Origin of the sequence: Roseovarius sp. EC-HK134 (assembly GCF_902498815.1) — a bacterium.
Taxonomy (GTDB): Bacteria; Pseudomonadota; Alphaproteobacteria; order Rhodobacterales; family Rhodobacteraceae; genus Roseovarius; species Roseovarius mucosus_A.
The window spans coordinates 2,105,032-2,129,528 of record NZ_LR701544.1 but is presented as its reverse complement, the minus strand read 5'-3'; the positions used below and the strand labels follow the sequence as shown (position 1 = coordinate 2,129,528).

The following is a 24,497-nucleotide window of genomic DNA, read 5'->3' as shown; positions in this document are numbered from 1 at the left end:
ACTGCGCCGGTATGGAAAACCGGACTTGAACTGACGCAAGGTAAGCTGCAACACTCAGCCCAGAAGAACGCCATCATTCACTCCAAAAACATTTTAATGCCACGGACTTGTGGCAAAGGAGGATACTATGGCTGTTTTAAATGCTCAGGCAATTTTTCTGATTGTCCTGTCGGCGCTAGGTTATTCGATTGCGACAATTGGACTGAAGATGGGGTCATCCACGATCAGCCTCGCGGCAATCGGATTGGTTGCGCTTGGCTTTGGGGCGGCGGCGCTGTGCGAAATCGAGATCCTGCGCCATGTTGATCTTGGGGTCGTCTATATCTCGATCATCGGTCTGGAAACACTGATCGTGCTCAGCTATGCGTGGTTCATTGGCGAGGCGCTTAGCGTGCGTCAGATCGGTGGTGCGACCATGGTGTTGGCGGGCCTTGCTGTGGTGTCGCACTGACAGGGGGGACCTGCCCCCGCGTCGCGCCCAAGGGACAAGGAGCGACGCGGATGATGTTTGATACAGGCGATGTGACCCTGCATTACCTCGACGAAGGCGACCCCGAAGGCGCGCCCATCGTCTTTGCCCATGCGCTTGGCACCGGCACGTTTCTCTGGGATGCGGTGGTGCCGCTGTTGCCGCCCGGCCTGCGGATCATCCGCTATGATGCGCGCGGGCATGGGCAATCCTCGACCCCGCCTGCCCCCTATTCCATGGGCGCGCTCATCCGCGATACCGAGCGATTGCTGGATCACTTGCAGGTGCGTGAGGCGATGTTTGTCGGCCTTTCGATTGGCGGGATGGTGGCGCAGGGGTTGGCGGTAAAGCGCCCCGACCTCATTCGGGCGCTGGTGCTGTCCAATACCGGGGCCAAGATCGGCACGCCCACGCTTTGGGCCGAGCGGATCGCCACCGCACGCCGCGCGGGCGGCATGGCAGAGCTGGCGCGCGGATCGTGTGAACGGTGGTTCACGCGCAGCTATCTTAAGGAAAACAGGCACTTGCCATGGTTTGAGCGGCTTTGCCAGCATGATCCAGAGGGCTATGCCGGCTGTGCCGCTGCCATTTCCGGAACGGATTTCTACACGCCTACCTCTGGCCTGCGCCTGCCCACGCTGGGCATTGCGGGGGCCGAGGATGGCTCGACCCCGCCGGATCTTGTGCGCGAGACGGTGAACCTAATCCCCGGCTCAAAATTCGAGCTGATGCGCCGCACCGGGCATGTGCCCCCGGTGGATCAGCCGCAAAAATACGCGCGGCTGCTGTCAGAGTTTCTGCGCGCCACGGGGCATATCGGCCACGCCTGATAGAAACCCGCTTGCGGTGACGCGCGAATCCGGATCACTTGCGCCCAGCATTGGAAGGGAGGCCCCATGCAGACCATCACAGCCGCCGTATGCCATGAATTTGGCGCGCCTCTCGTGATCGAACCGGTGCATCTGCGCGCGCCAGAGGCGGGTGAGGTGCAGGTCGAGGTCAAGGCGGTGGCGATTTGCCACTCGGATATTTCCTATGCGATGGGGGGTTGGGGCGGCACCCTGCCCGCCGTTTATGGCCATGAGGCGGCGGGGATTGTGAGCGCGGTTGGCGCGGGTGTCCCCGGCTTTGCGTTGGGCGATCCGGTGGTGGTGACGCTTATTCGCGCCTGCGGGCACTGCGCGCCCTGCGCCACGGGCCGCCCAACGGGATGCGAGACGCCACAAGACGACGGGCACGGCCCGCTTTCGACGCTCTCGGGGGGAAGATTGCATCAGGCCATGGCCTGCGGGGCCTTTGCCACATCTGTTGTGGTGCATCACAGCCAGATCGTGAAAATCCCACATGGGATCGACATGGCGGCGGCTAGCCTATTGGCCTGTGGGGTGATTACCGGCGTGGGGGCCGTGATCAATGCGGCCAATCTGCGCGCGGGGCAGGATGTGGTGGTGATTGGGGCAGGCGGTGTCGGCCTTAACGCCATTCAGGGCGCACGCATCGCGGGCGCGCGGCGGATCGTGGCGGTGGACATGACCGAGGACAAGCTGGCCGCCGCCCGTGAATTCGGCGCGACCGATGGTGTCTTGGCGACCGAGGAAAAGCCGTGGCGCAGCGCCAAGGCGGCGATGGGACGCGGGGCCGATGCCGTGCTTGTCACCGTGGGCGCGGCCAAGGCCTATGATCTGGCACCCCGCTATCTGGCCGGGGGTGGCAAGGTGATCATGGTCGGCATGCCCCATACGGGTGCCGCCTCAAGCTATGAAGCCGCGAGTTTCGCCGCGATGGGACAATCCATGGTCGGCTCCAAGATGGGCGAGGCGGTCATTCGCCGCGATATTCCGTGGATGGTCGATCTTTATGGTCAAGGGCGGCTCAAGCTGGACGAGCTGATTTCCCGGCGCTGGCGGTTTGACCAGATCAACGCCGCCATCGCCGATACCAAATCCGGGTCGGCCCGGCGTAATGTGATTGTGTTTGAATGACAGCCTTTCATCTGGCCGCAAATGCCGCGTGCCCCGCTCTTGCGTTTTAACAGGACACAGCCATGAAGCTCAGAGACCTTGATATCATCGTGACCTCACCACCCGCGCCCGGCTGGGGTGGGCGCTATTGGATTTTGGTCAAGCTGACCACGGATGACGGGATCACCGGCTGGGGCGAATGCTATGCCGCGAGCGTCGGGCCTGAGGCCATGCGCGCGGTGATCGAGGATGTGTTTGCCCGCCACATGGAAGGCGAGAACCCCGAGAATATCGAGCTGATGTTCCGCCGCGTCTATTCCTCGGGCTTTACCCAACGCCCGGACCTGACGGCCATCGGGGCCTTTTCGGGACTGGAGATTGCCTGTTGGGATATTCTGGGCAAGGCGCGGGGGCGGCCTGTCTGGGCGCTTTTGGGCGGCAAGATGAACCCGCGCATTCGCGCCTATACCTATCTTTATCCCCTGCCCCATCATCCGATCACGCCATTCTGGACCTCGGCCGATATGGCCGCCGAAAGTGCGGCGGATTGCGTGGCGCGCGGTTATACGGCAGTCAAGTTCGATCCCGCAGGCCCTTATACGCTGCGCGGCGGGCATATGCCTGCGATGACGGACATATCCCTGTCGGTCGAGTTTTGCCGCAAAATCCGGGCGGCGGTGGGCGACAAGGCCGATCTGCTTTTTGGCACCCATGGGCAATTCACGACCGCAGGCGCGATCCGTCTGGGCCAAGCCATCGAGCCTTATTCGCCGCTCTGGTATGAAGAGCCGGTGCCGCCCGACAATGTGGGCGCAATGGCACAGGTCGCGCGCGCGGTGCGCATCCCTGTGGCGACAGGCGAGCGTTTGACCACCAAGGCCGAGTTTGCGCCTGTGCTGCGCGAGGGCGCGGCGGCGATTTTGCAACCGGCCTTGGGCCGTGCAGGCGGCATCTGGGAGATGAAGAAAGTGGCCGCCATGGCCGAGGTCTATAACGCGCAAATGGCACCGCATCTTTATGCCGGGCCGGTGGAATGGGCGGCGAATGTGCATTTTGCCGCGTCCATTCCCAATATCCTTATGTGCGAGAGCATCGAAACCCCGTTCCATGATGCGCTGATCAAGGGCAGCATCCGGGTTGAAGGTGGTTATATCACCCCGCCAGAGGCCCCCGGTCTGGGGATCGAGGTGGATGAGGCGCTGGCGCGCGCCAACCCCTATCACGGCACCGGCCTGCATCTGGAGATGCAGGAAGCCCCCTGCGACTATACCAACGGCAACAGCTTTGCCGGGGGGGCGCCGCACGAAGAGGGCTGACGCTCAGCCCCCCACCTTATCGCCACGTTGCAGGCGCACCGGGATTTCGCGGGCAAGTTTGAGCAGATAGGCCATATAAGGCTTGTCTGCGTCATCGTCGCGGATCGCGGCATAGAGGCGTTTGGTCTTGCCCGAGGCCGTGAGGGGACGTGTCACGTAATCCGTGCTTGTCTTGACCTCGCGCACCACCCAATCGGGCAGCACGGCGACACCGCGATTGGAGGCAACCAGAAGCAGGATTACGGCGGTCAGTTCGACCTGTCGGATGCTTTTGGGTTCGACCTTGGCCGGGGTCAGCAATTCGGTAAAGACATCAAGCCGCGAGCGGTCCACCGGATAGGTGATCAGCACCTCATCGCGAAAGTCAGCCGCCTCGACATAGGGTTTCTGCGCCAAAGGATGCTGGCTTGAGGCGACAAAGACCGGCTCGTAATCAAAGAGCGGTTTGAAGCTGATTCCCGGCAGATCCTCGGGGTCGGAGGAGACCACCAAATCCACCTCTTCCTTTTGCAGGGCGGGCAGCGCGTCAAAGGCCAGACCGGGGCGAATATCGACATCGACCTCGCCCCAGGTTTTGCGAAAGCGTTCCAGCACGGGAAAGAGCCATTCGAAACAGGCGTGGCATTCAATCGCGATATGCAGGCGGCCCGCGCTGCCCTCGCGCAGGCCTTCGAATTCCTGTTCCAATGCCTCGATCTCGGGCAGGATTTTTTCGGCCAGCCGCAGCAGGCGCTGACCGGCAGCAGACAGGCGTAAGGGTTTGGAACGTCTCACAAAAAGCTCGACCCCGGTCTGATCCTCAAGCCCTTTGATCTGATGGCTGAGGGCGGATTGGGTGATGTGCAACAGGTCCGCCGCACGTGCCAAACCGCCGGCCTGATGAATGGCACGGATCGTTTTCAGGTGCCGGAACTCGATATGCATTATTAGTGAACCTCATTCAAACCATGAATTTAATGAAGTTGTCTCACATTGCTGCACCTGCAACAAGAGGATAACAGATTTCACTCCTGCACGGGATGACCCAAGATGACAACGCCGCGTATCTCTTTTGAATTCTTCCCGCCCAAGACGCTTGAGGCCTCGTTTCGCCTGTGGGAGACGATCCACGCGCTTGCGCCGCTCGACCCACGGTTTGTGTCCGTGACCTATGGCGCGGGCGGCACAACCCGCGAATTGACCCGCGAGGCGGTAGGCACCTTGCACAAGGCCACCGGCCTGAATGTGGCGGCGCACCTGACCTGCGTCGATGCCAGCCGCGCCGAGACGCTGGAGATTGCCGACCAATTCGCCGCCGCTGGCGTGTCTGAGATTGTCGCCCTGCGCGGCGACCCGCCCAAGGGATCGAACGGGTTTGTGCAGCACCCGGATGGGTTCGCCAATAGCTGCGAGCTGATTTCGGCACTGGCCGATACCGGCAAGTTCACCATCCGTGTTGGTGCCTATCCCGAGAAGCACCCCGAAGCGGCAGATCAACGCGCCGATATCGACTGGCTCAAACGCAAGATTGACGCAGGCGCGTCCGAGGCGATCACGCAATTCTTCTTTGAAGCAGAGACCTTTTTCCGCTTCCGCGATGCCTGTGCGGCGGCAGGGATCAATGCGCCGATCATCCCCGGCATTCTGCCGATTGAAAACTGGGTCGGCGCGCGCAAATTCGCACTGTCCTGCGGAACGCAGGTTCCTGCGTGGCTGGATGAGGCGTTTGACAAGGCCATTCGCGACAACCGGCATGACCTGCTGGCAACCGCACTGGCCACGGAACTGTGCAGTGACCTGCTGGATGGTGGGGTCGAAGACCTGCATTTCTACACGCTCAATCGCCCGGAATTGACCCGCGATGTGTGCCATGCCTTGGGTGTCACACCCAAGGTGACGCTGCGCGACGTCGCCTGAGCGCTTGCCGAGACAGTCGGCCCCGCCTACCCTGCACCCCGCAGGGACAGGAGGGGCCGATATGCCGTCAACCCACGCCACATCGCTGGACGAATTGCCGAACCTCGCGGCCATTTTGGCCCGAACGGGGCTGGGGTTCATCGAGGATATGATCGCCGGCCGCTTGCCCTGCCCGCCGATTGGGGCGACGCTGGGCTTTCGGCCGATTGAGGCGCGGCAGGGTCATGTGGTGTTCGAGGGGGCAGCACAGTTTGACGCCACCAACCCGATGCGCGGCGTGCATGGTGGCTGGTATGGCGCGATTCTCGACAGTTGCATGGGCTGCGCGGTGATGACGGCGCTCGAGCGTGGCGAGACCTACACAACCCTGGAATACAAGGTGAATATCACCCGCGCCCTGCCGCTTGATGTGCCGGTTCAGGCGATTGGCACGCTTGAACACAAGGGCCGCTCGACCGCCGTGGCGCGCGGCGAATTGCGCGGGCTGAGCGATGGGCGGCTTTATGCCACCGGATCGACCACCTGTTTGGTGATGCGTCCCGACGGCGCATAGATGCTCCGGGCGCAGCACCCCCTTGCGCAGCGCCCTGCCCGCGCGTAAACCGCGCCCGATACTTCGGCTCAGGACTGCACCCATGCCCGTTCTCGTGATGAAATTCGGCGGCACATCGGTCGCCAATATCGACCGCATCCGCCGCGCCGCCAAGCGTGTGGGCCTTGAGGTGGCCAAGGGCTATGACGTGATCGTCATCGTCTCGGCCATGTCGGGCAAGACCAACGAACTGGTCGGCTGGGTCAATGAAATCGCGCCCTTACATGACGCGCGCGAATATGACGCCGTGGTCAGCGCGGGCGAGAATGTGACGGCGGGGCTGATGGCGCTTACGTTGCAGGAAATGGACATCCCGGCGCGCAGTTGGCAGGGCTGGCAGGTGCCGCTCAAGACCAATTCCGCGCATTCCGCCGCCCGGATAGAGGAAATCCCGACCGAGAACATCAATGGCCGCTTTGCCCAAGGCATGCGCGTGGCCGTTGTGGCGGGCTTTCAAGGGGTTTCGCCCGAGGGCCGCATCACCACGCTGGGGCGTGGCGGATCGGACACCACCGCCGTGGCCTTTGCCGCCGCCTTTGATGCGGAACGCTGCGATATCTATACCGATGTGGACGGGGTCTATACCACCGATCCGCGCATCACCTCCAAGGCGCGCAAGCTTGATAAGATCGCGTTTGAGGAAATGTTGGAACTGGCCTCGCTGGGGGCCAAGGTGCTGCAAACCCGTTCCGTGGAACTGGCGATGCGGTATAATGTGAAACTGCGGGTGCTCAGCAGTTTCGAGGAACCATCTGATGAGGCCGGCACGCTGGTCTGCGCCGAGGAGGAAATCATGGAATCAAAGGTTGTCAGCGGCATCGCCTATTCCCGCGACGAGGCGAAAATGACCCTCATTTCGGTGGCGGACCGCCCCGGCATCGCGGCCGCCATCTTTGGGCCCCTGTCCGAGGCGGGCGTGAATGTCGATATGATCATCCAGAACATTGCCGAAGAAGGCCGCACGGATATGACCTTTTCTTGCCCGACGGATCAGGTGATCCGCGCCGAGAAGGCGCTACGCGAGGCCAAGGACCGCGGCGACATCAACTATCACGACCTTGTGGCCGATACCAATGTGGCCAAGATTTCGGCAGTGGGCATCGGCATGCGCAGCCAATCGGGTGTTGCCGCCAAGATGTTCAAGACGCTGAGCGATGAAGGAATCAACATCAAGGTGATTGCAACCTCCGAGATCAAGATTTCCGTGCTGATCGACCGGAAATACATGGAACTCGCGGTGCAGGCACTGCATGATGCGTTCGAGTTGGACAAAGCGGCCTGACCCGGCCACAGCATCCCTGCCGCCGGGTCTGGCCAATCCCTGAATCTGCTTGGGGGGATCGCCACCCATGAGCGAACATTTCAAGACCGACAGCCGCCAGATGCTGGGCCGTCTGCGTGCCATCATGGCCGAGGATGCGGGAGGACAGACGCGGCTTGACCAGATTACCCGCCTCATCGCCGAGGAAATGCGGATCGAGGTGTGCTCGATCTATCTGTTCCGTGACGAGGACACGCTGGAGCTGTGCGCGACAGAGGGTCTCAAGGCCGAGGCCGTGCACCAGACCCGGATGCGTATGGGCGAGGGTCTGGTGGGCCGTGTGGCGCGCACCGGCGAGGTGATCAACACCGACAATGCCCCGGCAGAGCCCGGATTTCGCTACATGCCAGAGACCGGCGAAGAGGCCTATTCGTCGTTTCTGGGTGTGCCGATCCAGCGGCTTGGGGAAAAGCTGGGCGTTCTGGTTGTGCAATCGAAACAGGCGCGGCTGTTCTCGGACGAAGAAATCTATGCGGTCGAGGTGGTGGCCATGGTTCTGGCCGAAATGGCCGAACTGGGCGCTTTTGTGGGCGAAGGGGCCGCCATGTCGGCGCGCCACCAGCAAGCGGTGCTGTTTCGTGGCGCCAGCGCGCAGGAAGGCACGGCACAGGGCCGGGTCTGGCTGCACGAGCCGCGCGTGGTTGTGACCAATCCCATCGCCGATGATCCGGTGCGTGAATTGACACGGCTGAACGAGGCGGTTGAGGCGCTGCGCGTGGGCGTGGACCGCATGCTGAATTCGGCCAATGGCGGCGACAAGGATCAGACCGAAATTCTGGAAGCCTATCGCATGTTCGCCAACTCCAAAGGCTGGATGCGCCGGATGGAGGCCAATATCGACAGCGGTCTTTCAGCAGAGGCAGCGGTGGAAAAGGAGCAGTCCGCCGCCCGCGCGCGCATGGGCCAGGTGACGGATGCCTATCTGCGCGAGCGCCTGCATGATCTTGATGACCTTTCCAACCGGCTGTTGCGGATCCTGACCGGGCAGGGCAACGAGACTGGCGCGGACATGCCCGCCGATCCGATTCTGATCGCCCGCAACATCGGCCCGGCAGAGTTGCTCGATTATGGCCGCACCCTGAAGGGGATCGTGCTGGAGGAGGGATCGGTCGGGTCTCATGCCGCGATTGTGGCGCGGGCGTTGGCGATTCCGCTGGTGATCCATGCCAATCGCATCACGACCGAGGCCCTGAACGGCGATCCGATCCTTGTCGATGGTGATCAGGGCATCGTGCATCTGCGGCCCGACGATACGGTCGTGTCAGCCTTTCGCGACAAGATGGCGATGCAGGCCGAGGCGCAGCAGCGCTATGCCTCGATCCGTGACAAACCCGCCGAGACGCTCTGCGGTCAGCGCATCAAGCTCAAGATGAACGCGGGGCTTATGGCCGACCTGCCCAGCCTTGTCGGCTCGGGGGCAGAGGGGGTGGGGCTGTTTCGCACCGAATTGCAGTTCCTGATCCGCAACCACATGCCCAAACGGGCCGAATTATCAGAGCTTTATGCGCGGGTGATGGATGCCGCCGGGGAGCAGCGCGTGGTGTTCCGCACACTTGATATCGGTTCGGACAAGGTGCTGCCCTATATGAAGCCCAATGACGAACCCAACCCGGCGATGGGCTGGCGCGCGATCCGGGTGGGGTTGGACAAGCCGGGGGTGATGCGGATGCAGCTTCAGGCGCTCATTCGCGCCGCCAAGGGGCGACCGCTGACCATCATGTTCCCCTTTGTGGCACAACGCGACGAGTTCACCGCCGCCCGCGCCGAGATGGACAAGGCCCTGGAGCGCGAGCGTATTCTGGGCCATCCGATCCCTGCGCAGATCGAAGTGGGCGCGATGCTGGAAACCCCATCGCTGGCTTTTGCGCCGGATGACTTTTATTCAGAGGTGGATTTCATCTCGGTGGGTGGCAATGACCTCAAGCAGTTTTTCTTTGCCGCTGACCGTGAAAACGAGCGCGTGCGCCGTCGTTATGACACGCTCAACATCAGCTTTCTCAATTTCCTTGAGGGGATTGTCTATCGGTGTGCCACGCTTGGCACGCCGCTGAGTTTCTGTGGCGAAGATGCGGGCCGCCCGATCGAGGCCGCGTGCCTTGCCGCCATCGGGTTTCGCACGCTCTCGATGCGCCCCGCCTCTATAGGCCCGGTCAAGAGCCTGTTGCGGCGGATCGACCTTGGACAGTTGCGCGAGCTGATCCATGCAGAGCGCGCGCGCGGTGCGCAGACCGTGCGCCCGGCGGTGATGGATTATCTGCGCGACCAGATGTGAGGCGTTTGCCTCAGTGGCCCCCACCCCCGGCCAGGCCCACGCCCGACACCAGCGATCCCCAGACCTTGATGCGCAGCCCCACCGCCTTGACCACGCCGGTGGCTGCGATCACATGGCCGAAAAAGCCGGGCAGATTGCTGGTATAGGTCTGAATCATGCAGCCGCTGCCATCGAGCATGATCTTTTCATGCTCTGGATGCGCCAGTTCAAAATAAACAAGGATCGACCCGCGCCGCAGCATTTCGGCGGGGTCCATCAGGCGACCACCGGGCACGATCTGCCCCGTGGAGATGGCCGGTTGCACCGAGACCACCCGCGCCGGAAGGACCGCATCGCGAAATGACAGGCTTATATTGCTGTCGCAGGCGATTTCGGCGGGCATGCCCTCGTAGATCGTGCTGTTGGCAACTTGAGAAAATCCCGCAACGGTGCGCACGGGCGTGCCTTGTGGCCGGTCGGGGATCATCACCATGGCCGGGCTGAGGATCAGGGTCGAGGCGGGGCTGCCCAAGCTCATGGCAAGCTGGGTGACAACACCGCCCGTATAGGCATGCACCTCGGTTTGCGCCAAGGCCACTTGCGCGCTGTGCAGGGCGGCTTCGGCGGCGCGGCGTTGCGCGGGAAGGGTTTGGGAAATATCCGTCTGAGCCAAGGCAACCTGCGCCTCTGCTGCGGCAACCCCAGCCTCGGCAATCGCGACCGAGGATTCCAATTGGCGCACGGCATCACGCGTGCCGACGTTGCGGGTGACAAGCGTCAGCGCGTTATCGAGATCGACGCGCAGCTTGTCGAGCGACGCCTCTGCCTCGGCAACAGAGGCTTGGGCGACCTTGAGCGTCTCGGCGGCCTTGGTCTCGGCCGCGCTGATCTTGGCGAATTCCGCCTCTGCCTGTTCCAGGGCGGCGCGTTGGGCCCGGTCATCGACTTGGAACAAAAGATCGCCCGCTTCGACCCGTTGACCATTGATGACGTTGATCGCCGTCACAGGCCCGCTGGCCTGTGACACCACGGAAATGGTGCGGAACGGCGCGATGCCCGAATAGGATTTGGGGTGGAAATAAAAGATGAGGAGGAACAGCAAGAAGGCCAGCACCGCCCAGATCAGAACGGCTGTGCGCATGTTCCAGACGGTCATCGCCTCGCCGCGACGCTTGAGCTGAAAATACCGGATAATGACCGGAAAAGAGGTCAGAAGCAGCTCAATCACGTTGGGTGTCTCCTGTCGGCTTGGCCGTATCTTCGGGCGTCTGTGCGCCTGCGCCCCACAGGTTGAAGCGCGCCAAATCTGCCATAAGCGCAATCAGGATGGCACTGATCGGCAACAGGATATTGAAATGCCCGAGCGGAAACAGCTCGTAAAGCAGGGCGACGGTGAGCATCGTCGGGATCGTCTTGGCCAGCGGCGTGCCGTGCGATTGATGTTCGGCCCAGCGATCAAAGGCCGCGTAGAGCGTGACGAGCACATAGATCACCGCGATAAGCAGCCCCAAGGACACCCATGCCAGCGTGTCGCCCTCTCCCGGCGCGGCGAACCATCCCGGAAGCGCAGCGCCGTGTTCCTCTGTAGTTGCCATAGCTGAAATCCATCACGATCAATCGCCATCAGCCTATGGGTTATAGCTGCAATATCAAGGAAATTATGTGCTGCATCCGCCATGCTGATGCAGGGGCGGATAGATCGGATCAGCTGACGCGGCCCGGTGTGCTTTGGGCCATTGCACGAAACTCGGCGCATAACGCGGAATGGTCGCGACCGGCGTCAATCGCCAGCCGACGCAGCCCGAAATGCACCTGCGCCATATCCTGATAATAGCGGGTGTAGGCATAATTGGTCGCCGCCCCCGCTGCGGCCCCCAAGATCGGCACAGTCTGCGCCGCCAGCTTTTGGCCCAGCACCGCCGCCAGACGCGGCGCCACCCGCGCGATAAGCGCGTTGAGCGCGGGGCCGGTCACAGTCATCCGACTGCCCAGAAAGCCCAGATTGGCCCCATCGTCGCGCTCGAGCGGCCCTGCCGCGCCGAACACCTGCACCGAATCGAACCGCACAGCGGGTTCGGATGGGTCAAACCCGTTTTCCACCGCCACATCCTGAATGGCGCGCAAGAGCACGGTAACCGTGATCGGCAGTTCGGCCAGCGCTGTGGGCAGGCCGCCGATGCCGCCCACCGCCCCCATTGAGGTGGTCAGCGCCCGCGCCATCCAGCCCGGCTGATCGCCCACAACCCCGCGCGAGCGATGCGCCATTTCGGCGGCGCGGCGCAGCGCCTCTTCGGTGGTCTCGTTAAGGCGCGCGCGCAAACTGGGCGGCAAGCGATCCAGCAAGCCCTCGGCGCGCCCACCCACAAGGTTGAGCAGATCAATCACCCCATTGCCCGCCTGCGCATTGCGCGCCACCAGCGCGCGCAAGCGCCGCTCGGTTTCGGTCTCGTCAATCGGTCGGCCCAAAAGCTCCATCCGCGTGTCCCACCACAAGTTCCAAGCCAAGGCTCACCCGGCACAACTGGCCACGGCAGAGCCTGAATTCAAGCGTCGCGCATCACTTTGCCAGCCACATCCTCCCACGCGCCGGGGCGCAGTTCCAGCCCCAGCACACGCTCTGGGTTGGTGGGGGGCGGCATTTCCACGGCGGTCAGCTTGGTAAATCCAAAGCGGCTATAGTAGGGCGCATCGCCCACCAAGATTACCCGCTCCCAGCCGAGCGCCGCTGCGCGCTCCAGACTGTCGCGCATAAGCAGCGCGCCCAGCCCCTCGCCCTGATGGGTGGGATGCACGGCAACAGGCCCCAGCAAAAGCGCGCGCGCCGTGCCGATCCGAACAGGCCAATAGCGGATTGCCCCGGCCAAAATCCTGTCATGATCGCGCACCACAAGGCACAGATCGCGCACGGGGGACACATCATCACGCAGCCGGTAAGACGACAGTGCCTCGCGCCCCGGCGCGAAACACAGGTCATAGAGGGCCTCAACCTCCCAGTAATCAACGGGTTTCTCCGTCTCGAGGGTGAACATGCCGCGCGTTGCCCTTGCCAAAAATCGACTGGCCATGCGCGTAGCACGACGTTACGACAGGCACAAACCCGATGACCAAGGAGAGGCGGATGTTTTACCGACCCGAAGAGGGCCATGGCCTGCCCCATAACCCGTTCAACGCCATCGTGACCCCGCGTCCGATTGGCTGGATCTCGACCCGTGGGGCCGATGGGCAGGACAATCTGGCCCCCTATTCGTTTTTCAATGCGGTCGCCTATGTGCCGCCACAGGTGATGTTCGCCTCGACCAGCGCCAAGCCGGATCGCGGCGATACCAAGGACAGCGTCGCCAATATCCGCGAGACAGGCGTCTTTTGCGTCAATATCGTCAGCGAAGCGTTGCGCGATGCCATGAACCAGACCTCTGGCGCGTGGGGCCGTGAGGTGGATGAATTCACCGATGCCGGGTTGGACAAGGCGACCTGCGAAACCATCGCCTGTTCCCGCGTGGCGGCAAGCCCGGCCAGTCTGGAATGCAAGCTGACGCAGATTGTGCAACTGCCCGGCGAGGCTAATTTCGTGGTCTTTGGCGAGGTGATCGGCGTGCATATGCGCGACGACTGCATGGTCGAGGGCCGGTTTGACGTGACCCGGTTCAATCCGCTGACCCGGCTTGGGTATCAGGATTATTCGGTGATCCGCGAGACCTTTAGTTTGAGGCGACCCGGGGAGTAAGCCGCGCGGGCGTGATTGGGGTGAATGTTACCCTACCCCGCTGAAATCGCCGTGCCCAGTTTTGCCGCGCGCCGCCCCATGCTCTCGCGGCCCAGCGTGCGGCAGAGGATCAGCACCGGGATCAGTCCGAACGCCACCAGCACCAGCGATGGCACCGCCGCCTCTGACAGCCGCTCATCGGCAGCGAGGCGGTGCGCCTGCACCGCCAGCGTCTGAAAATCAAAGGGGTGCAGGATCAGCGTTGCGGGCAATTCCTTCATCACATCGACAAAGACGATCAAAAGCGCGGTCAGAACCGAGGTGCGCGCCACCGGCAGATGCACCCGTGTCAGCAGTTTTGGCCCCGGCTGCCCCAAAGAGCGGCCAATCGCATCAAGATGCCCCGGCACCGTCGCCATGCCACTGTCATAGGCGTTGAGCGCCGCCGCCATGAACCGCACCATATAGGCCATGATCATCAGCCAGATTGATCCGGTGATCAAAAGCCCGGTGCGGATGCCGAATGTCTCTTGCATGAAGGCGTCGATGGCATTGTCCAGCCCCGCCATCGGCACCATGAGGCCAACGGCAATGACGCCACCGGGCACGGCATAGCCCAGACCTGCCCCCATCACCAGCCAGCGCGCGCTGCGCCCCGGACGGGTGCGGGCGCGAAACCCCACGAGGATTGCCCCCACCACCGTCAGCACTGCCGCGACACTGGCCAAGAGCACCGAATTGGTCATGAACCCCAGATAGCGCGCCGAAAGGATATTTTGCCCCGATCCGATGGCCATTTCCCCCAGCATGATCACCGGAATGATGAAGCCAAACAGCACCGGCAGAAAACAGAGCGTAAAGGCCCCCCAACCCGCTGCACCGCGCAACTGCGGGCGTTCCATCGTCTCGAACCGTGCGCCGCGCCCGGCGGTGCGCGACCGCCCCCGGCTTGCCCGCTCTAACCCGGCCAAGAGCAGCGCGAAACTGAGCAGGCACAGCGCCAGTTGCGCCGCCGCCGCCCGGTCGCCAAGGCTGAACCACGCCTGATAGATGCCGGTGGCAAAGGTCTGGACGTTGAAAAACGCCACGGTGCCGAAATCGGCGATCGTCTCCATAACCGCAAGAAGTGCCCCGCCCGCAATCGCCGGGCGCGCCATCGGCAGGGCCACCCGCCAGAAGGCCTGCATCGGCGAACGCCCCAGCGTGCGCGCCACAAGGAACGCATTGCCCGATTGCTGCCGAAACGAGGCCCGCGCAAGGAGGTAGACGTAAGGATAGAGCACGATTGTCAGCATCAGGGCCGCCCCGCCAAGGCTGCGCACCTCTGGAAACCAGTAATCGCGCGGCCCCCAGCCCGTGATCGCGCGCAAGGCGGTTTGCACCGGGCCGGGATGGTCCAGAAAATGCGTATAGGCATAGGCCATGACATAGGCCGGAAACGCCAGCGGCAGCGCCAGCGCCACCTCTAAAAGCCGCGCACCGGGAAAGCGGTAGACCGTCACCAGCCAAGCCGTGACCGATCCGATCACCGCCGTGCTGACGCCGACGATGGCGACCAGCGTCAGGGTCGTCGCGGTATAGCGCGGCAAGACCGAGGACAGCACATCGCGCCAGGTCTGCAAATCGCCCGCGAAGGCCGCGAGCGCCGCCGCAAGGATAGGCGCCACGCAGAGCACGACGACGACCCAGGCAAGGCGGTGCAAAAGGGTTTCGCTCATGGGCCAAACGCTCCGGTATAATCCGACGGTTTTGATCAGTATTCCGGGGCGGCAGGCGGGTCAAGCCGATGAGGCGATTACGCCCCCGACACGCCCGCCTCGGCAAAGGTGGCCATGCCGGAATGACAGGCGAGCGCCGCTTGCACGATACCCATCGCCAGCACCCCACCCGAGCCCTCGCCAAGACGCAGGCCCAGCGCCAAAAGCGGCTCTTTGCCCAATGCGTGCAAGAGGCGTGGATGACCTGGCTCGGCGCTGACATGCCCGGCTATGGCGTGATCAAGCGCGCCGGGGCATTCCGCGTGCAGACAGGCGGCGGCGGCGGTGCAGATAAAGCCATCGAGCACGACCGGAATGCGCAGCTGCCGCGCCCGCGCCATGGCCCCGGCCATCGCCACCAATTCGCGTCCGCCCAAGCGGCGCAAGACCTCTAGCCCCCCTGCCCCAGAGGCGGCGTTGACCGTGACCGCCCGCGCCACGATCTGTGCCTTGTGCGCCAGTGCCGCATCGGCCAGCCCGGTGCCGCGCCCCGTCCATCCCTCGGCCCCGCCGCCAAAGAGCGCCAGCGCAATCGCCGCCGCAGAGGTGGTGTTGCCGATGCCCATCTCGCCTACAACCAAAAGGTCTGTAGCCGGGTCCACCGCATCCCAGCCGGCGTTGAGCGCGCGCAGCATGTCGTCCTCGGACATGGCTGGGCCAAGGCTGATATCGCCCGTGGGCCGATCCAGATCGAGCGCGACCACATCCATCCGCGCGCCCACTTGCGCCGCCAATTGATTGACCGCCGCCCCGCCCGCCCGAAAATTCGCCACCATCTGCGCGGTGACAGCCGCAGGAAAGGCGGAAATGCCCTGCCCCACCACCCCATGATTGCCTGCAAAGACGATCACTTGTGGGGCTGTCACCCGCGCCCGTGCGTCGCTGCGCCAGCCGCAATACCATTGCGCCAGATCTTCAAGCCGCCCCAGCGCGCCGGGGGGTTTGGTGAGGTCTGCGTCGCGGGCTTGCGCCGCTTGCGTCGCCGCCGCATCGGTGCCGGGGGCCGCGCGCAAGAGGGCTGCGAAATCCGAAAGCGAAGAGAAAGGAGACGGCATGCAAAGCCTCATTGATTGTGCTGCGCCCATTCTGTATCGCAGGCAAAGCCCCCGCCCCAGACGAAAAAGGGCACGCCCATGGCAGAAAACGACAAGGCGTTGATCCGCCTCAGAGATATGCCGCTGGCGCTGAGCCTGCTCAGTCGCTTGGCCGTGCCGTTGCGGCGGTTTGATCGCGGCGCGCGGGCGGCTTGGGCCTATCCGTTGGCGGGGCTGGTGCTGGGCGGTATGGCGGCCTTGGGTGGGATCGCCGCCCTGGCACTCGGGCTGCCCACGCCGGTTGCGGCGCTTGTGAGCCTGAGCCTACAGGTGGTTCTGACCGGGGCCATGCACGAAGACGGGTTGGCAGATACTGCCGATGGTCTTTGGGGGGGATGGACGCCGGCGCGGCGGCTCGAGATTATGAAAGACAGCCATATCGGCAGCTACGGGGTCATTGCGCTGATCCTGTCACTGGGCGCGCGCGGTGTGGCGCTCTGGCTGCTTTTTGAGGTCAGTCCGGCACTGGCGACCTCTGCCATTCTGGCCGCAGCCCTGCTGTCACGCGCGATGATGCCCTTGGTCATGTGTGCCCTGCCCCATGCCCGCGCCAGCGGGTTGTCGCAGGCGCAGGGGCGCGCGCCGCGGGCGACGGCGACGGTTGGGCTGGCCCTTGCGGTGGGTCTGGCGCTTGTGCTTGTTGGTGCGGCAGGGCTGAATGCGCTGGTTGCGGCGGCCGTCGCCACCTGCGCCCTTGGCCTGATTGCCCGCGCCAAAATCGGGGGGCAAACCGGCGACATCCTTGGGGCCACGCAACAACTGGCGGAAATCGCGGTGTTGTTCAGCCTTTTGATGTGAGCCATGAAAAAAGCCGCGCCAGAGGACGCGGCCTTTTCCTAACATTCGGGGTTGGGATCACGCCGCGCGCGACACCAGCACCTCATCCACCTTGCGGGCGGCCAGAACTTCATCGCCACCCGACACGGCGGCCACTTCGCGCGTCAAACGCTCGAGTGCGGCCTCATAGAGTTGACGCTCGGAATAGCTCTGCTCGCGCTGATCGTCGGAGCGGTGCAGGTCGCGCACCACCTCGGCAATGGCAATCAGATCGCCAGAGTTGATCTTTTGCTCGTATTCCTGCGCCCGACGCGACCACATGGCACGTTTGACCTTGGCCTTGCCCTTGAGCGTGCTCATTGCCTTGGACACGACATCGGGGCTGGACAGGCCACGCATCCCAATCTCGGTGGCCTTGTTGGTGGGCACACGCAGGGTCATCTTGTCCTTTTCAAAGGAGATCACGAACAGTTCCAGCGTGATGCCGGCGATTTCCTGCTCTTCGATCGAAACGATCTGGCCCACGCCATGGGCGGGGTATACAACGTAATCATCAGGGCGAAATTCGGACTTTTTGGTCTTCGACATTCAGGTCTTCCTCGCAGGGCTGCCAGCTCGGACGCACAAAAACACATGCCAAGGGCCAATGCGGTCCACGGAATATGTGTATCTGTCGCAGAGAAATCCACCCCCGGGCAGCAACGCGGGTGAATGGATATCAGGCACATTTGATCTTGTCATGAAACTTTATCACAAAAAACCGCCCAATGAAAGGGCGGTGTTCTGTACGGGCATATTCGCCCCTGCAAATCAACGGCTTATCAGGTTCACAATGTCACGCGCGGCGCTGTTTCACCGGCGAATGCCGCGAATCGGGTCTCAGCCGCCCAGTCCGGGGGCCTCGGAAAAGTATTTCTCAAGCTTGCCCGCCTCGCCGTCGCGCTCTTCGGCCTCGGGCAGCGGATCTTTCTTGGTGATGATCACCGGCCACATTTCCGCATATTTGCGGTTGAACTCGACCCATTTTTCCATGTCCGGCTCGGTATCCGGGCGGATCGCATCGGCGGGGCATTCCGGTTCGCACACGCCACAGTCGATACATTCATCGGGATGAATGACCAGCATGTTCTCGCCTTCGTAAAAGCAGTCGACAGGACAGACCTCGACACAGTCGGTATATTTGCAGGCGATACAGGCGTCGTTCACGATATAGGTCATGGCCGTCTCTCATTCTTGCCGAATTGCGCCTCACCTAATCCAGTGGGCGGGATCAATCAAGCGGTCCCGGTTCATTGAGATCGAGTTTGCGGCGGTCGCGCTTGGTCGGGCGCCCTTTTCCCTCATATTTGGGCGCGGGCGGAACGCTGTCCTGCGTCACCGGGTCGCTGAGATCGTCATAGAGCGCCTGCGCCTCGGGGGCTGGCCCACGCCGTGTGCCAAGCGCTGCGATCCGCACCACCCAGACACGTGTTGCCTGCGCAAATGTAAGGACATCGCCCGGCCCCACCGCTTGCGCAGGTTTGATGACACGCGCGCCGTTGACGCGCACATGCCCAGCCGAGATTTCCTTGGCCGAGAGGGTGCGCGTCTTGAAAAACCGCGCGTGCCAGAGCCATTTGTCGAGCCGGATTTTGGCGGCGGGCGCGTCCAAAACCTAGCCCTTGGTCCGCAACCCCATCAAGGCCGCAGCGAACGGATTGTCCGGGTCGATCCGATCATTGCGCTTCTCGGGCTTGGCGGCATAGGTTTTGGGCTGATCATCGCGCGGCTCGCGCGGCTTGCCTTTGCCGGGCTTTCCACGGGGCTTGCCGCCTTGGCGCTGCGGGCGGTCGCGTTTCTGCGCCGCGTCGCCATCCCCTTGGGCGGGCTGTCCAGCCTTTGCACCACGCGGGCCACGTCCGCCCTGTGCGGGGCGATCGCCACGTGGGCGATTGGCGCGCGGGGCCCAGGTGAAGGTGTAATAGACCTCGAGTTCGGTCGCCGCGACCTCGGGGCTTTCACCGGGAAGCACCTCTTCGGCCGGGGTCTCGTCGAGCGCGGCGGGAACGACGGTCTCGGCCACCGGCTCTGCGGCGATGGGCGCAACGCCCTCGTCGGGGATCTCGGCCACGATATCCGCGACGGGCGTTTCAGCCTCTATCGCCGCCGCCGCATCTGCGGGGGCCTCGGCAATGGCCTGATCGACCGGCTTGACCTTGGCGCGTTCGGCACGCTCGGCCTTGTAGCCCAGCCCCTGCATCAGCAGGGCAAACTGCTCGAGCGTCATCCCCGTGATAGAGAGCATATCGGGCTTGGCCTCGAATCCGCCGCGCGTATCTTCGCTGCGCAGCATGTCGGCCAGACGTTCCAGCATGTCGATGCGGATCGCCCGATCCCCGGCAGCGCGATACCCGGCCATCGTGAAATAGCCCTTGGGCGCGTCGCTACGGGCGGGCACGGTCACCAGACCCGGCGGCGGGGCCTCGGGGAATTCATCCATCCCTTGGCTCAGCGACCATAGCACCAGCCGCAACCGCGTCGGTGCAGGCTTGAGCAGGAGCGGCAAAAACACGGTGAACTGGCCAAAGCGGATGCCATGCTTGCGCAAGGCGCCACGCGCGTCTTGATCCAGCGCCTTGACCTCGTCGGCGATTTCACCGCGCGGGATCAGGCCCATCGCCTCGACCATGCGAAAGCCCAAACCGCGCGCCAAACCATTCAGCGTCTCGTCGCGCTGGATGTTCAAGAGCGGTTCAAACAGCGTGGCAATGCGCCGGTCGATATAGTGCTGCAAGCGGCGTTGCACCTTGGCGGCCACATCCGGGCCGGCCTCGTCATCGACAAAGGCCACGATCTGTGGCTTGAGCGGGTCGGCACCGGGCGTCAGCTTGCCCACCGCCTCTTTGCCCCACAAGAGGCCACCCTGTTCGGTAAAGTCGATCTCGGTGTCGGGTGCGTTGTAAAAGCGGTCCGCCTTGAGATGGAAATGCGGGGCAAGTGCCGCGACGCTCGCCTGTTGCAGCGTGCGTGCTTCCTTGCCTGCTGCCGCGCGGTCCTGCATGAAGCGGAACCCTTCGAGCCGTCCGACGAATTCGCCCTCGACGGTCACATCACCTTGATCGTTTACTTCGGCCACCATGGCTTCCTTCTGCTTGAGTCGGCGCAACAGAACCGAGGTGCGCCGATCCACAAATCTCTGGGTCAGCGCGCCGTGCAACGCATCTGACAGGCGGTCTTCTACAGCGCGTGTCGCCCCGCGCCAATGGTTTTCGTCATCCAGCCAGCCTTTTCGCTGTGCGACATAGGTCCAAGTGCGAATATAGGCCAACCTTTTCGACAGTGTGTCGATGTCACCATCGGTGCGGTCGATGCGGGCCACCTGCTGTGCCAGCCAGTCATCAGGCACGCGACCATAGTCGGTCAGGTCGCAATAGATGCGTTCCAAGAGGCTGGCATGTTCGGCGGCGCTGATGCCCCGGAAATCGGGAATGCGGCAGACATCCCACAAGAGTTTCACCGCTGTCCCCCCGATGGCGCGCGGCATCACATCGGGATGTTCGGCCAATGTCTTGAGCGCGCCCAGATCATCCGCCTCGCGGGCGCGGGCCAGCAACTCGTGATCGGGGCGCGCCTCGAGACTGGCGATGAGCGCGCCGGTGGTGCCGAATTGCAGCCGCGCATTGCGCCATTCCAGCTTGCGGATGGGGGCAAAGCGATGCTCCATGATCGCCTCGGCCAATTCGGGCTCAAGATCGGGCGCCTCGCCGGTCACACCAAAGGTGCCGTTGTTCATCCCCCGCCCGGCGCGCCCCGCGATCTGCCCCAATTCATTGGGCTGCAAATAGCGCATCCGCCGCCCGTCGAATTTGCTGAGCGACGAAAAGGCCACGTGGTTGATATCAAGGTTCAGCCCCATCCCGATGGCATCGGTCGCCACGAGGTAATCGACATCGCCATTCTGATAAAGCTCGACCTGCGCATTGCGCGTGCGCGGGCTGAGCGCGCCCATGACCACCGCAGCGCCCCCTTTTTGGCGGCGCAGCAACTCGGCCATGGCATAGACGTTTTCCACGGAAAAGCCGACGATGGCGCTGCGGGCGGGCATCTTGGCGATCTTGCGCGGGCCGGTATATGTAAGTTGCGACATGCGCGCCCGGCTGAGGAATTCGACCCCCGGCACCAGCGCGGCTATGGTTTGGCGCATCGTGTGGCTGCCCAGAAACTGCGTCTCGCGCAGGCCGCGCATCCGCAGCAGCCGGTCGGTGAACACATGCCCGCGCTCCGGGTCAGCGCAAAGCTGGATTTCATCCACCGCCACGAAATCCGCGCCCATCCCCTCGGGCATCGCCTCGACCGTGCAGACCCAGTATTGCGCACGCTCGGGCACAATCCGCTCTTCGCCGGTGACCAGCGCCACGACAGAGGGGCCGCGCACCGCGACGATCTTGTCATAGACCTCGCGCGCCAAAAGACGCAGCGGCAGGCCGATGATGCCTGTGCGATAGCCCAGCATCCGCTCGATAGCGTAATGCGTCTTGCCGGTATTGGTCGGGCCCAGAACCGCGAGGGTTCTTGACTGCTCGGACATCCAGAGCACTCCTTGATGGTGTCAGAGATCCGCGCCGCCCAATTCGCGCGCCACGTTGTCCCGCGCCTTGGTTACGTCCTCGTGATGGGGATGTATAGCCAGCGCGCGCGAAAACGCATCCCGCGCAAGATCGGGCTGTCCCAATTCATCCAGCAACACCCCAAGGCCGTAAATCGCATTGAAGTGGCGTGGCTCCAGCGCCAGCGCACGCTCGATATCATGGAGGGCCAGACCATAGCGCTCTTGCCGGTAAAACGCGACAGAGCGCAGATGCCATGCCTCGGCAAAGTCCGGCGCATGGTCGATGGCCGCGCTCAGATGCGCGATGGCTTCGGCCATATCGCCCGACTCAATTGCGTCTTCGCCGCGCCGCAACAAAAGATCCATTGCTGGCGATCCTGAGCGCGCCAATTCCAGCTCGATTTCGGCGGCAATCTTGCGCGCTTCCCCGGCCTCGGCCTGCGCCAAATGATCAAAGAGCCCGTCAAGCCGCGTCTCCTCTGCCAAGGCAGGTAGGGAAAACGTGACTATCGCTGCAAATGCCGCGACGATACGGTTGAGATTGAAGTTCGCTGCGCCCATAACGAGTCTGAGTTTAGCGCAGATTGTCCGGTTGCACAGCCCCGGCATCGCAAATGTGAAAGGAAGCGCAGATGAGCGACGTAATCACCACAGCCGTGGCCGCCCTGAATGAGAAACTGGGGGGCGAGGGCCTTGAAGGCAGCGCGAAATTCGTGATCGAAGATGAGGGTGCAATCGTGATCGACGCCAATGGCGCGCGCGCCGGCGATGACGACACCGATGTCACGCTGACGGCCAGCCGCGATACGTTCGAATCGATCCTCTCGGGCGATCTCGATCCCGCCGCCGCCTTTATGTCTGGCCGTCTAAGCGTCGATGGCGATATGGGCATGGCGATGAAGCTGGGCAGCGTGTTGGCCTGATGCAGGCCGCGCCGCTCTTTGACGATGTGGCCCAAGGGCCAGAGGGCGGTGCCGCATGGTGGATGTCTGCCTCTGACGGAATGCGTCTGCGGATTGGCCTGTGGAATAGGGACGGGGCCCGTGGCACGGTCCTGCTCTTTCCGGGGCGCACCGAATATATCGAGAAATACGGCCGTGCCGCTGCGCATTTCGCCAGGTGCGGGTATGCGACGCTGGTCATTGACTGGCGCGGTCAGGGTCTGGCGGACCGGCTGACCACGGATGCCATGGCAGGCCATGTGCATGAATTCGGGGATTATCAGCGGGATGTCGCGGCCATGGTCGAGGCGGCTGAGCGGCTTGATCTGCCGCGCCCTTGGCATCTACTGGCGCATTCCATGGGTGGCTGTATCGGACTGCGCGCGGTGATGCGGGGGCTAGAGGTGCAAAGCTGCGCCTTCTCGAGCCCGATGTGGGGCATCCATATGGCGCAAGCTCTGCGCCCGGTCGCATGGTCCCTGTCTTGGGGCAGTCGTCAGTTGGGCATGAGCCATCATTACGCCCCCGGCACGGCGGGCGCGCATTACGTGCTGGAAGAGCCATTCGAGAGCAACAAGCTGACCAATGACCGCGAGATGTATGACTATATGGCCCAGCAATTGCGCGCCCACCCCGAGTTGGGGCTGGGTGGGCCCAGCCTGCGCTGGCTGCACGAGGCGTTGAAGGAAACCCGGGATTTGGCGCGCCTGCCCTCTCCTGATCTGCCTTGCCTGACGATTCTGGGCAGCGACGAGCAGATTGTCGATGTGCCCCGTGTGATCGACCGCATGGCGCATTGGCCGGGCGGGCATCTGGAACTGGTCCCCGGCGGGCGGCACGAAACGCTGATGGATACGCCCGACATGCGCGGGCGCCTGCTGCGCCAGCTTTGCGATTTCTATGGCGGCGCGTGGCGCGCGTCGGCTACGGATCGCGCCGCACAGGCGAGCGCTGTTCCCCAAGCCCGCTGATCCGCACCACCATTTCATCGCCCTCGGTCAGATAGCGCGGCGGCTTGCGCCCCATGCCTACACCCGGTGGCGTGCCGGTGGCGATCACATCGCCCGGTTCCAGCGTCATCAGCGCGCTGAGATAGGCCACGATATGCGCCACCGAAAAGATCATGCGCGCCGTCGTGCCGGTCTGCATGCGCGCGCCATTCAGGTCGAGCGAAAGATCAAGCGCCTGCACATCCCCCACGGCATCGGCTGTCACCAGCCAAGGGCCCATCGGCGCAAAGGTGTCACAGCTTTTGCCCTTGGTCCATTGCCCGGCCCGCTCCATCTGAAAGGCGCGCTCGGACACATCGTTGACGATTGTGTAGCCCGCAACATGGTCCAACGCCTCAGCCTCGGTCACATATTTGGCGCGACGCCCGATCACCACGCCCAATTCCACCTCCCAATCGCCCTTCTCCGCACCGCGGGGCAGATACACAGGGTCTTGCGGGCCGCAAATTGCCGAGGTCGCCTTGAGAAACACCACCGGCTCTGGCGGGGCGGCAACGCCCACCTCTTCGGCATGGTCGGTATAGTTGAGACCGATGCAAATCAGTTTGCCCACCTGCCCCACTGGCGGCCCGATCCGGGGGGTGCCTGCAACCAAAGGCAGGCTTTCGGGGTCGATCCGGGGCAAATCAGCAAGCACCGCCCCGGCCAAATCGGGCACCACACCCGACAAATCCCGCAAGCGCCCCTGATCGTCCAGAACGCCGGGTTTTTCCTGACCCCTCTCACCAAATCGCGCGAATATCATGTGATCTTCCCCTTTCACCTTGCGCCCCACCCTAGCCAGCCGCGCCCGAATGGCAAGCACCCCGCCCCTTGTGGCC

Annotated in this window: 25 protein-coding genes; 12 read left to right on the top strand and 13 right to left on the bottom strand. The window is 63.3% G+C overall.

The features are described 5' to 3' along the window. The first annotated feature begins 127 nt into the window (after positions 1-127). The 4 genes from GC127_RS14250 (at position 128) to GC127_RS14235 (ending at position 3,746) form a co-directional block, all read left to right on the top strand. On the top strand, positions 128-451 hold the full coding sequence (locus GC127_RS14250; RefSeq protein WP_008280605.1) for a hypothetical protein: 324 nt from the start codon (positions 128-130) through the stop codon (positions 449-451). Positions 452-501: 50 nt separating this feature from the next. Next, the gene (gene pcaD / locus GC127_RS14245) at positions 502-1,299 is read left to right on the top strand and encodes a 3-oxoadipate enol-lactonase (protein WP_151978782.1); all 798 of its coding nucleotides are present in this window, start codon (positions 502-504) and stop codon (positions 1,297-1,299) included. Positions 1,300-1,365: 66 nt separating this feature from the next. Next, a complete protein-coding gene (locus GC127_RS14240; RefSeq protein ID WP_151978780.1) occupies positions 1,366-2,451 on the top strand; it encodes a zinc-binding dehydrogenase in 1,086 nt (361 codons plus the stop codon). 62 nt (positions 2,452-2,513) lie between these two features. After that, entirely contained in the window at positions 2,514-3,746 is a 1,233-nt protein-coding gene (locus GC127_RS14235; protein ID WP_151978778.1) for a mandelate racemase/muconate lactonizing enzyme family protein, read from the top strand. 3 nt (positions 3,747-3,749) lie between these two features. Here GC127_RS14235 and GC127_RS14230 read toward each other — a convergent pair whose 3' ends face one another. After that, the gene (locus GC127_RS14230; protein ID WP_151978776.1) at positions 3,750-4,670 is read right to left on the bottom strand and encodes a LysR family transcriptional regulator; all 921 of its coding nucleotides are present in this window, start codon (positions 4,668-4,670) and stop codon (positions 3,750-3,752) included. A 105-nt stretch (positions 4,671-4,775) separates the two neighbouring features. On the opposite strand from GC127_RS14230, the gene metF reads away from it, so the two are divergent. The 4 genes from metF (at position 4,776) to ptsP (ending at position 9,827) form a co-directional block, all read left to right on the top strand. Continuing rightward, positions 4,776-5,642, top strand: coding sequence for a methylenetetrahydrofolate reductase [NAD(P)H] (gene metF / locus GC127_RS14225; protein ID WP_008280610.1), 867 nt, complete (start codon positions 4,776-4,778; stop codon positions 5,640-5,642). A 61-nt stretch (positions 5,643-5,703) separates the two neighbouring features. After that, on the top strand, positions 5,704-6,195 hold the full coding sequence (locus tag GC127_RS14220; RefSeq protein ID WP_151978774.1) for a PaaI family thioesterase: 492 nt from the start codon (positions 5,704-5,706) through the stop codon (positions 6,193-6,195). A gap of 82 nt (positions 6,196-6,277) precedes the next feature. Further along, positions 6,278-7,516, top strand: coding sequence for an aspartate kinase (locus GC127_RS14215; protein ID WP_008280612.1), 1,239 nt, complete (start codon positions 6,278-6,280; stop codon positions 7,514-7,516). A 67-nt stretch (positions 7,517-7,583) separates the two neighbouring features. Beyond that, entirely contained in the window at positions 7,584-9,827 is a 2,244-nt protein-coding gene (gene ptsP / locus GC127_RS14210) for a phosphoenolpyruvate--protein phosphotransferase (RefSeq protein WP_008280613.1), read from the top strand. Positions 9,828-9,837: 10 nt separating this feature from the next. Here ptsP and GC127_RS14205 read toward each other — a convergent pair whose 3' ends face one another. The 4 genes from GC127_RS14205 to GC127_RS14190 all read right to left on the bottom strand — a co-directional run bounded on the left by GC127_RS14205 (position 9,838) and on the right by GC127_RS14190 (position 12,835). Further along, the gene (locus tag GC127_RS14205) at positions 9,838-11,034 is read right to left on the bottom strand and encodes an HlyD family secretion protein (protein ID WP_151978772.1); all 1,197 of its coding nucleotides are present in this window, start codon (positions 11,032-11,034) and stop codon (positions 9,838-9,840) included. Beyond that, entirely contained in the window at positions 11,027-11,401 is a 375-nt protein-coding gene (locus tag GC127_RS14200; protein WP_008280615.1) for a hypothetical protein, read from the bottom strand. Before GC127_RS14200 ends, GC127_RS14205 begins: the two co-directional genes overlap by 8 nt. 109 nt (positions 11,402-11,510) lie before the next feature. Next, positions 11,511-12,281 carry an EcsC family protein gene (locus GC127_RS14195; protein WP_008280616.1) on the bottom strand — a complete coding sequence of 257 codons (771 nt, stop codon included), beginning with the start codon at positions 12,279-12,281 and terminating at the stop codon, positions 11,511-11,513. Positions 12,282-12,349: 68 nt separating this feature from the next. After that, the gene (locus GC127_RS14190) at positions 12,350-12,835 is read right to left on the bottom strand and encodes a GNAT family N-acetyltransferase (RefSeq protein ID WP_081506690.1); all 486 of its coding nucleotides are present in this window, start codon (positions 12,833-12,835) and stop codon (positions 12,350-12,352) included. 89 nt (positions 12,836-12,924) lie between these two features. Here GC127_RS14190 and GC127_RS14185 point away from each other — a divergent pair, with 89 nt between their 5' ends. Further along, complete coding sequence (locus tag GC127_RS14185; protein ID WP_199861262.1) at positions 12,925-13,530, top strand: flavin reductase family protein; 606 nt, start codon at positions 12,925-12,927, stop codon at positions 13,528-13,530. 32 nt (positions 13,531-13,562) lie between these two features. Here the strand turns inward: GC127_RS14185 and GC127_RS14180 are convergent, their stop codons facing one another. Together GC127_RS14180 and cobT are read right to left on the bottom strand one after the other, a co-directional pair. After that, positions 13,563-15,227: an iron ABC transporter permease gene (locus GC127_RS14180; protein WP_081506691.1), complete on the bottom strand. Its 1,665-nt coding sequence runs from the start codon at positions 15,225-15,227 to the stop codon at positions 13,563-13,565. Between the two features lie 77 nt (positions 15,228-15,304). Continuing rightward, the gene (gene cobT / locus GC127_RS14175) at positions 15,305-16,321 is read right to left on the bottom strand and encodes a nicotinate-nucleotide--dimethylbenzimidazole phosphoribosyltransferase (RefSeq protein ID WP_151978768.1); all 1,017 of its coding nucleotides are present in this window, start codon (positions 16,319-16,321) and stop codon (positions 15,305-15,307) included. A 78-nt stretch (positions 16,322-16,399) separates the two neighbouring features. Here cobT and cobS point away from each other — a divergent pair, with 78 nt between their 5' ends. Continuing rightward, positions 16,400-17,158 carry an adenosylcobinamide-GDP ribazoletransferase gene (gene cobS / locus GC127_RS14170; RefSeq protein ID WP_081506693.1) on the top strand — a complete coding sequence of 253 codons (759 nt, stop codon included), beginning with the start codon at positions 16,400-16,402 and terminating at the stop codon, positions 17,156-17,158. 57 nt (positions 17,159-17,215) lie between these two features. On the opposite strand, the gene GC127_RS14165 is transcribed toward cobS, so the two are convergent. From GC127_RS14165 to GC127_RS14145, 5 genes are all read right to left on the bottom strand, one after another. Then, positions 17,216-17,725 (bottom strand): CarD family transcriptional regulator, encoded by a 510-nt coding sequence (locus GC127_RS14165; RefSeq protein WP_008280623.1) that lies wholly within the window; start codon positions 17,723-17,725, stop codon positions 17,216-17,218. Positions 17,726-18,016: 291 nt separating this feature from the next. Then, positions 18,017-18,355, bottom strand: coding sequence for a ferredoxin FdxA (gene fdxA, locus GC127_RS14160; protein ID WP_008280624.1), 339 nt, complete (start codon positions 18,353-18,355; stop codon positions 18,017-18,019). A 52-nt stretch (positions 18,356-18,407) separates the two neighbouring features. Next, complete coding sequence (locus tag GC127_RS14155) at positions 18,408-18,788, bottom strand: RNA-binding S4 domain-containing protein (RefSeq protein ID WP_151978766.1); 381 nt, start codon at positions 18,786-18,788, stop codon at positions 18,408-18,410. 3 nt (positions 18,789-18,791) lie between these two features. Then, a complete protein-coding gene (locus GC127_RS14150; RefSeq protein WP_151978764.1) occupies positions 18,792-21,704 on the bottom strand; it encodes a helicase-related protein in 2,913 nt (970 codons plus the stop codon). A gap of 21 nt (positions 21,705-21,725) precedes the next feature. Beyond that, entirely contained in the window at positions 21,726-22,286 is a 561-nt protein-coding gene (locus tag GC127_RS14145) for a tetratricopeptide repeat protein (protein WP_151978762.1), read from the bottom strand. Between the two features lie 71 nt (positions 22,287-22,357). On the opposite strand from GC127_RS14145, the gene GC127_RS14140 reads away from it, so the two are divergent. Together GC127_RS14140 and GC127_RS14135 are read left to right on the top strand one after the other, a co-directional pair. Then, entirely contained in the window at positions 22,358-22,648 is a 291-nt protein-coding gene (locus GC127_RS14140) for an SCP2 sterol-binding domain-containing protein (protein WP_151978760.1), read from the top strand. Continuing rightward, the gene (locus GC127_RS14135; RefSeq protein ID WP_151978758.1) at positions 22,648-23,637 is read left to right on the top strand and encodes an alpha/beta fold hydrolase; all 990 of its coding nucleotides are present in this window, start codon (positions 22,648-22,650) and stop codon (positions 23,635-23,637) included. The genes GC127_RS14140 and GC127_RS14135 overlap by 1 nt, the downstream gene beginning before the upstream one ends. Here GC127_RS14135 and GC127_RS14130 read toward each other — a convergent pair. Continuing rightward, positions 23,591-24,421, bottom strand: a complete 831-nt coding sequence (locus GC127_RS14130; RefSeq protein WP_151978756.1) for a fumarylacetoacetate hydrolase family protein — start codon at positions 24,419-24,421, stop codon at positions 23,591-23,593. The genes GC127_RS14135 and GC127_RS14130 overlap by 47 nt on opposite strands. Positions 24,422-24,497 lie beyond the last annotated feature (76 nt).

Excerpts from the sequence above, each read along its gene's own strand:
- GC127_RS14150 (WP_151978764.1), bottom strand. The coding sequence starts at position 21,704 with ATGTCCGAGCAGTCAAGAACCCTCGCGGTTCTGGGCCCGACCAATACC.
- GC127_RS14240 (WP_151978780.1), top strand. The coding sequence starts at position 1,366 with ATGCAGACCATCACAGCCGCCGTATGCCATGAATTTGGCGCGCCTCTC.
- GC127_RS14200 (WP_008280615.1), bottom strand. The coding sequence starts at position 11,401 with ATGGCAACTACAGAGGAACACGGCGCTGCGCTTCCGGGATGGTTCGCC.
- GC127_RS14190 (WP_081506690.1), bottom strand. The coding sequence starts at position 12,835 with ATGTTCACCCTCGAGACGGAGAAACCCGTTGATTACTGGGAGGTTGAG.
- GC127_RS14195 (WP_008280616.1), bottom strand. The coding sequence starts at position 12,281 with ATGGAGCTTTTGGGCCGACCGATTGACGAGACCGAAACCGAGCGGCGC.
- ptsP (WP_008280613.1), top strand. The coding sequence starts at position 7,584 with ATGAGCGAACATTTCAAGACCGACAGCCGCCAGATGCTGGGCCGTCTG.
- GC127_RS14140 (WP_151978760.1), top strand. The coding sequence starts at position 22,358 with ATGAGCGACGTAATCACCACAGCCGTGGCCGCCCTGAATGAGAAACTG.
- GC127_RS14130 (WP_151978756.1), bottom strand. The coding sequence starts at position 24,421 with ATGATATTCGCGCGATTTGGTGAGAGGGGTCAGGAAAAACCCGGCGTT.
- GC127_RS14230 (WP_151978776.1), bottom strand. The coding sequence starts at position 4,670 with ATGCATATCGAGTTCCGGCACCTGAAAACGATCCGTGCCATTCATCAG.
- GC127_RS14185 (WP_199861262.1), top strand. The coding sequence starts at position 12,925 with ATGTTTTACCGACCCGAAGAGGGCCATGGCCTGCCCCATAACCCGTTC.
- GC127_RS14250 (WP_008280605.1), top strand. The coding sequence starts at position 128 with ATGGCTGTTTTAAATGCTCAGGCAATTTTTCTGATTGTCCTGTCGGCG.
- GC127_RS14220 (WP_151978774.1), top strand. The coding sequence starts at position 5,704 with ATGCCGTCAACCCACGCCACATCGCTGGACGAATTGCCGAACCTCGCG.
- pcaD (WP_151978782.1), top strand. The coding sequence starts at position 502 with ATGATGTTTGATACAGGCGATGTGACCCTGCATTACCTCGACGAAGGC.
- GC127_RS14235 (WP_151978778.1), top strand. The coding sequence starts at position 2,514 with ATGAAGCTCAGAGACCTTGATATCATCGTGACCTCACCACCCGCGCCC.
- fdxA (WP_008280624.1), bottom strand. The coding sequence starts at position 18,355 with ATGACCTATATCGTGAACGACGCCTGTATCGCCTGCAAATATACCGAC.
- GC127_RS14135 (WP_151978758.1), top strand. The coding sequence starts at position 22,648 with ATGCAGGCCGCGCCGCTCTTTGACGATGTGGCCCAAGGGCCAGAGGGC.
- GC127_RS14215 (WP_008280612.1), top strand. The coding sequence starts at position 6,278 with ATGCCCGTTCTCGTGATGAAATTCGGCGGCACATCGGTCGCCAATATC.
- cobS (WP_081506693.1), top strand. The coding sequence starts at position 16,400 with ATGGCAGAAAACGACAAGGCGTTGATCCGCCTCAGAGATATGCCGCTG.
- GC127_RS14165 (WP_008280623.1), bottom strand. The coding sequence starts at position 17,725 with ATGTCGAAGACCAAAAAGTCCGAATTTCGCCCTGATGATTACGTTGTA.
- metF (WP_008280610.1), top strand. The coding sequence starts at position 4,776 with ATGACAACGCCGCGTATCTCTTTTGAATTCTTCCCGCCCAAGACGCTT.
- GC127_RS14145 (WP_151978762.1), bottom strand. The coding sequence starts at position 22,286 with ATGGGCGCAGCGAACTTCAATCTCAACCGTATCGTCGCGGCATTTGCA.
- GC127_RS14180 (WP_081506691.1), bottom strand. The coding sequence starts at position 15,227 with ATGAGCGAAACCCTTTTGCACCGCCTTGCCTGGGTCGTCGTCGTGCTC.
- cobT (WP_151978768.1), bottom strand. The coding sequence starts at position 16,321 with ATGCCGTCTCCTTTCTCTTCGCTTTCGGATTTCGCAGCCCTCTTGCGC.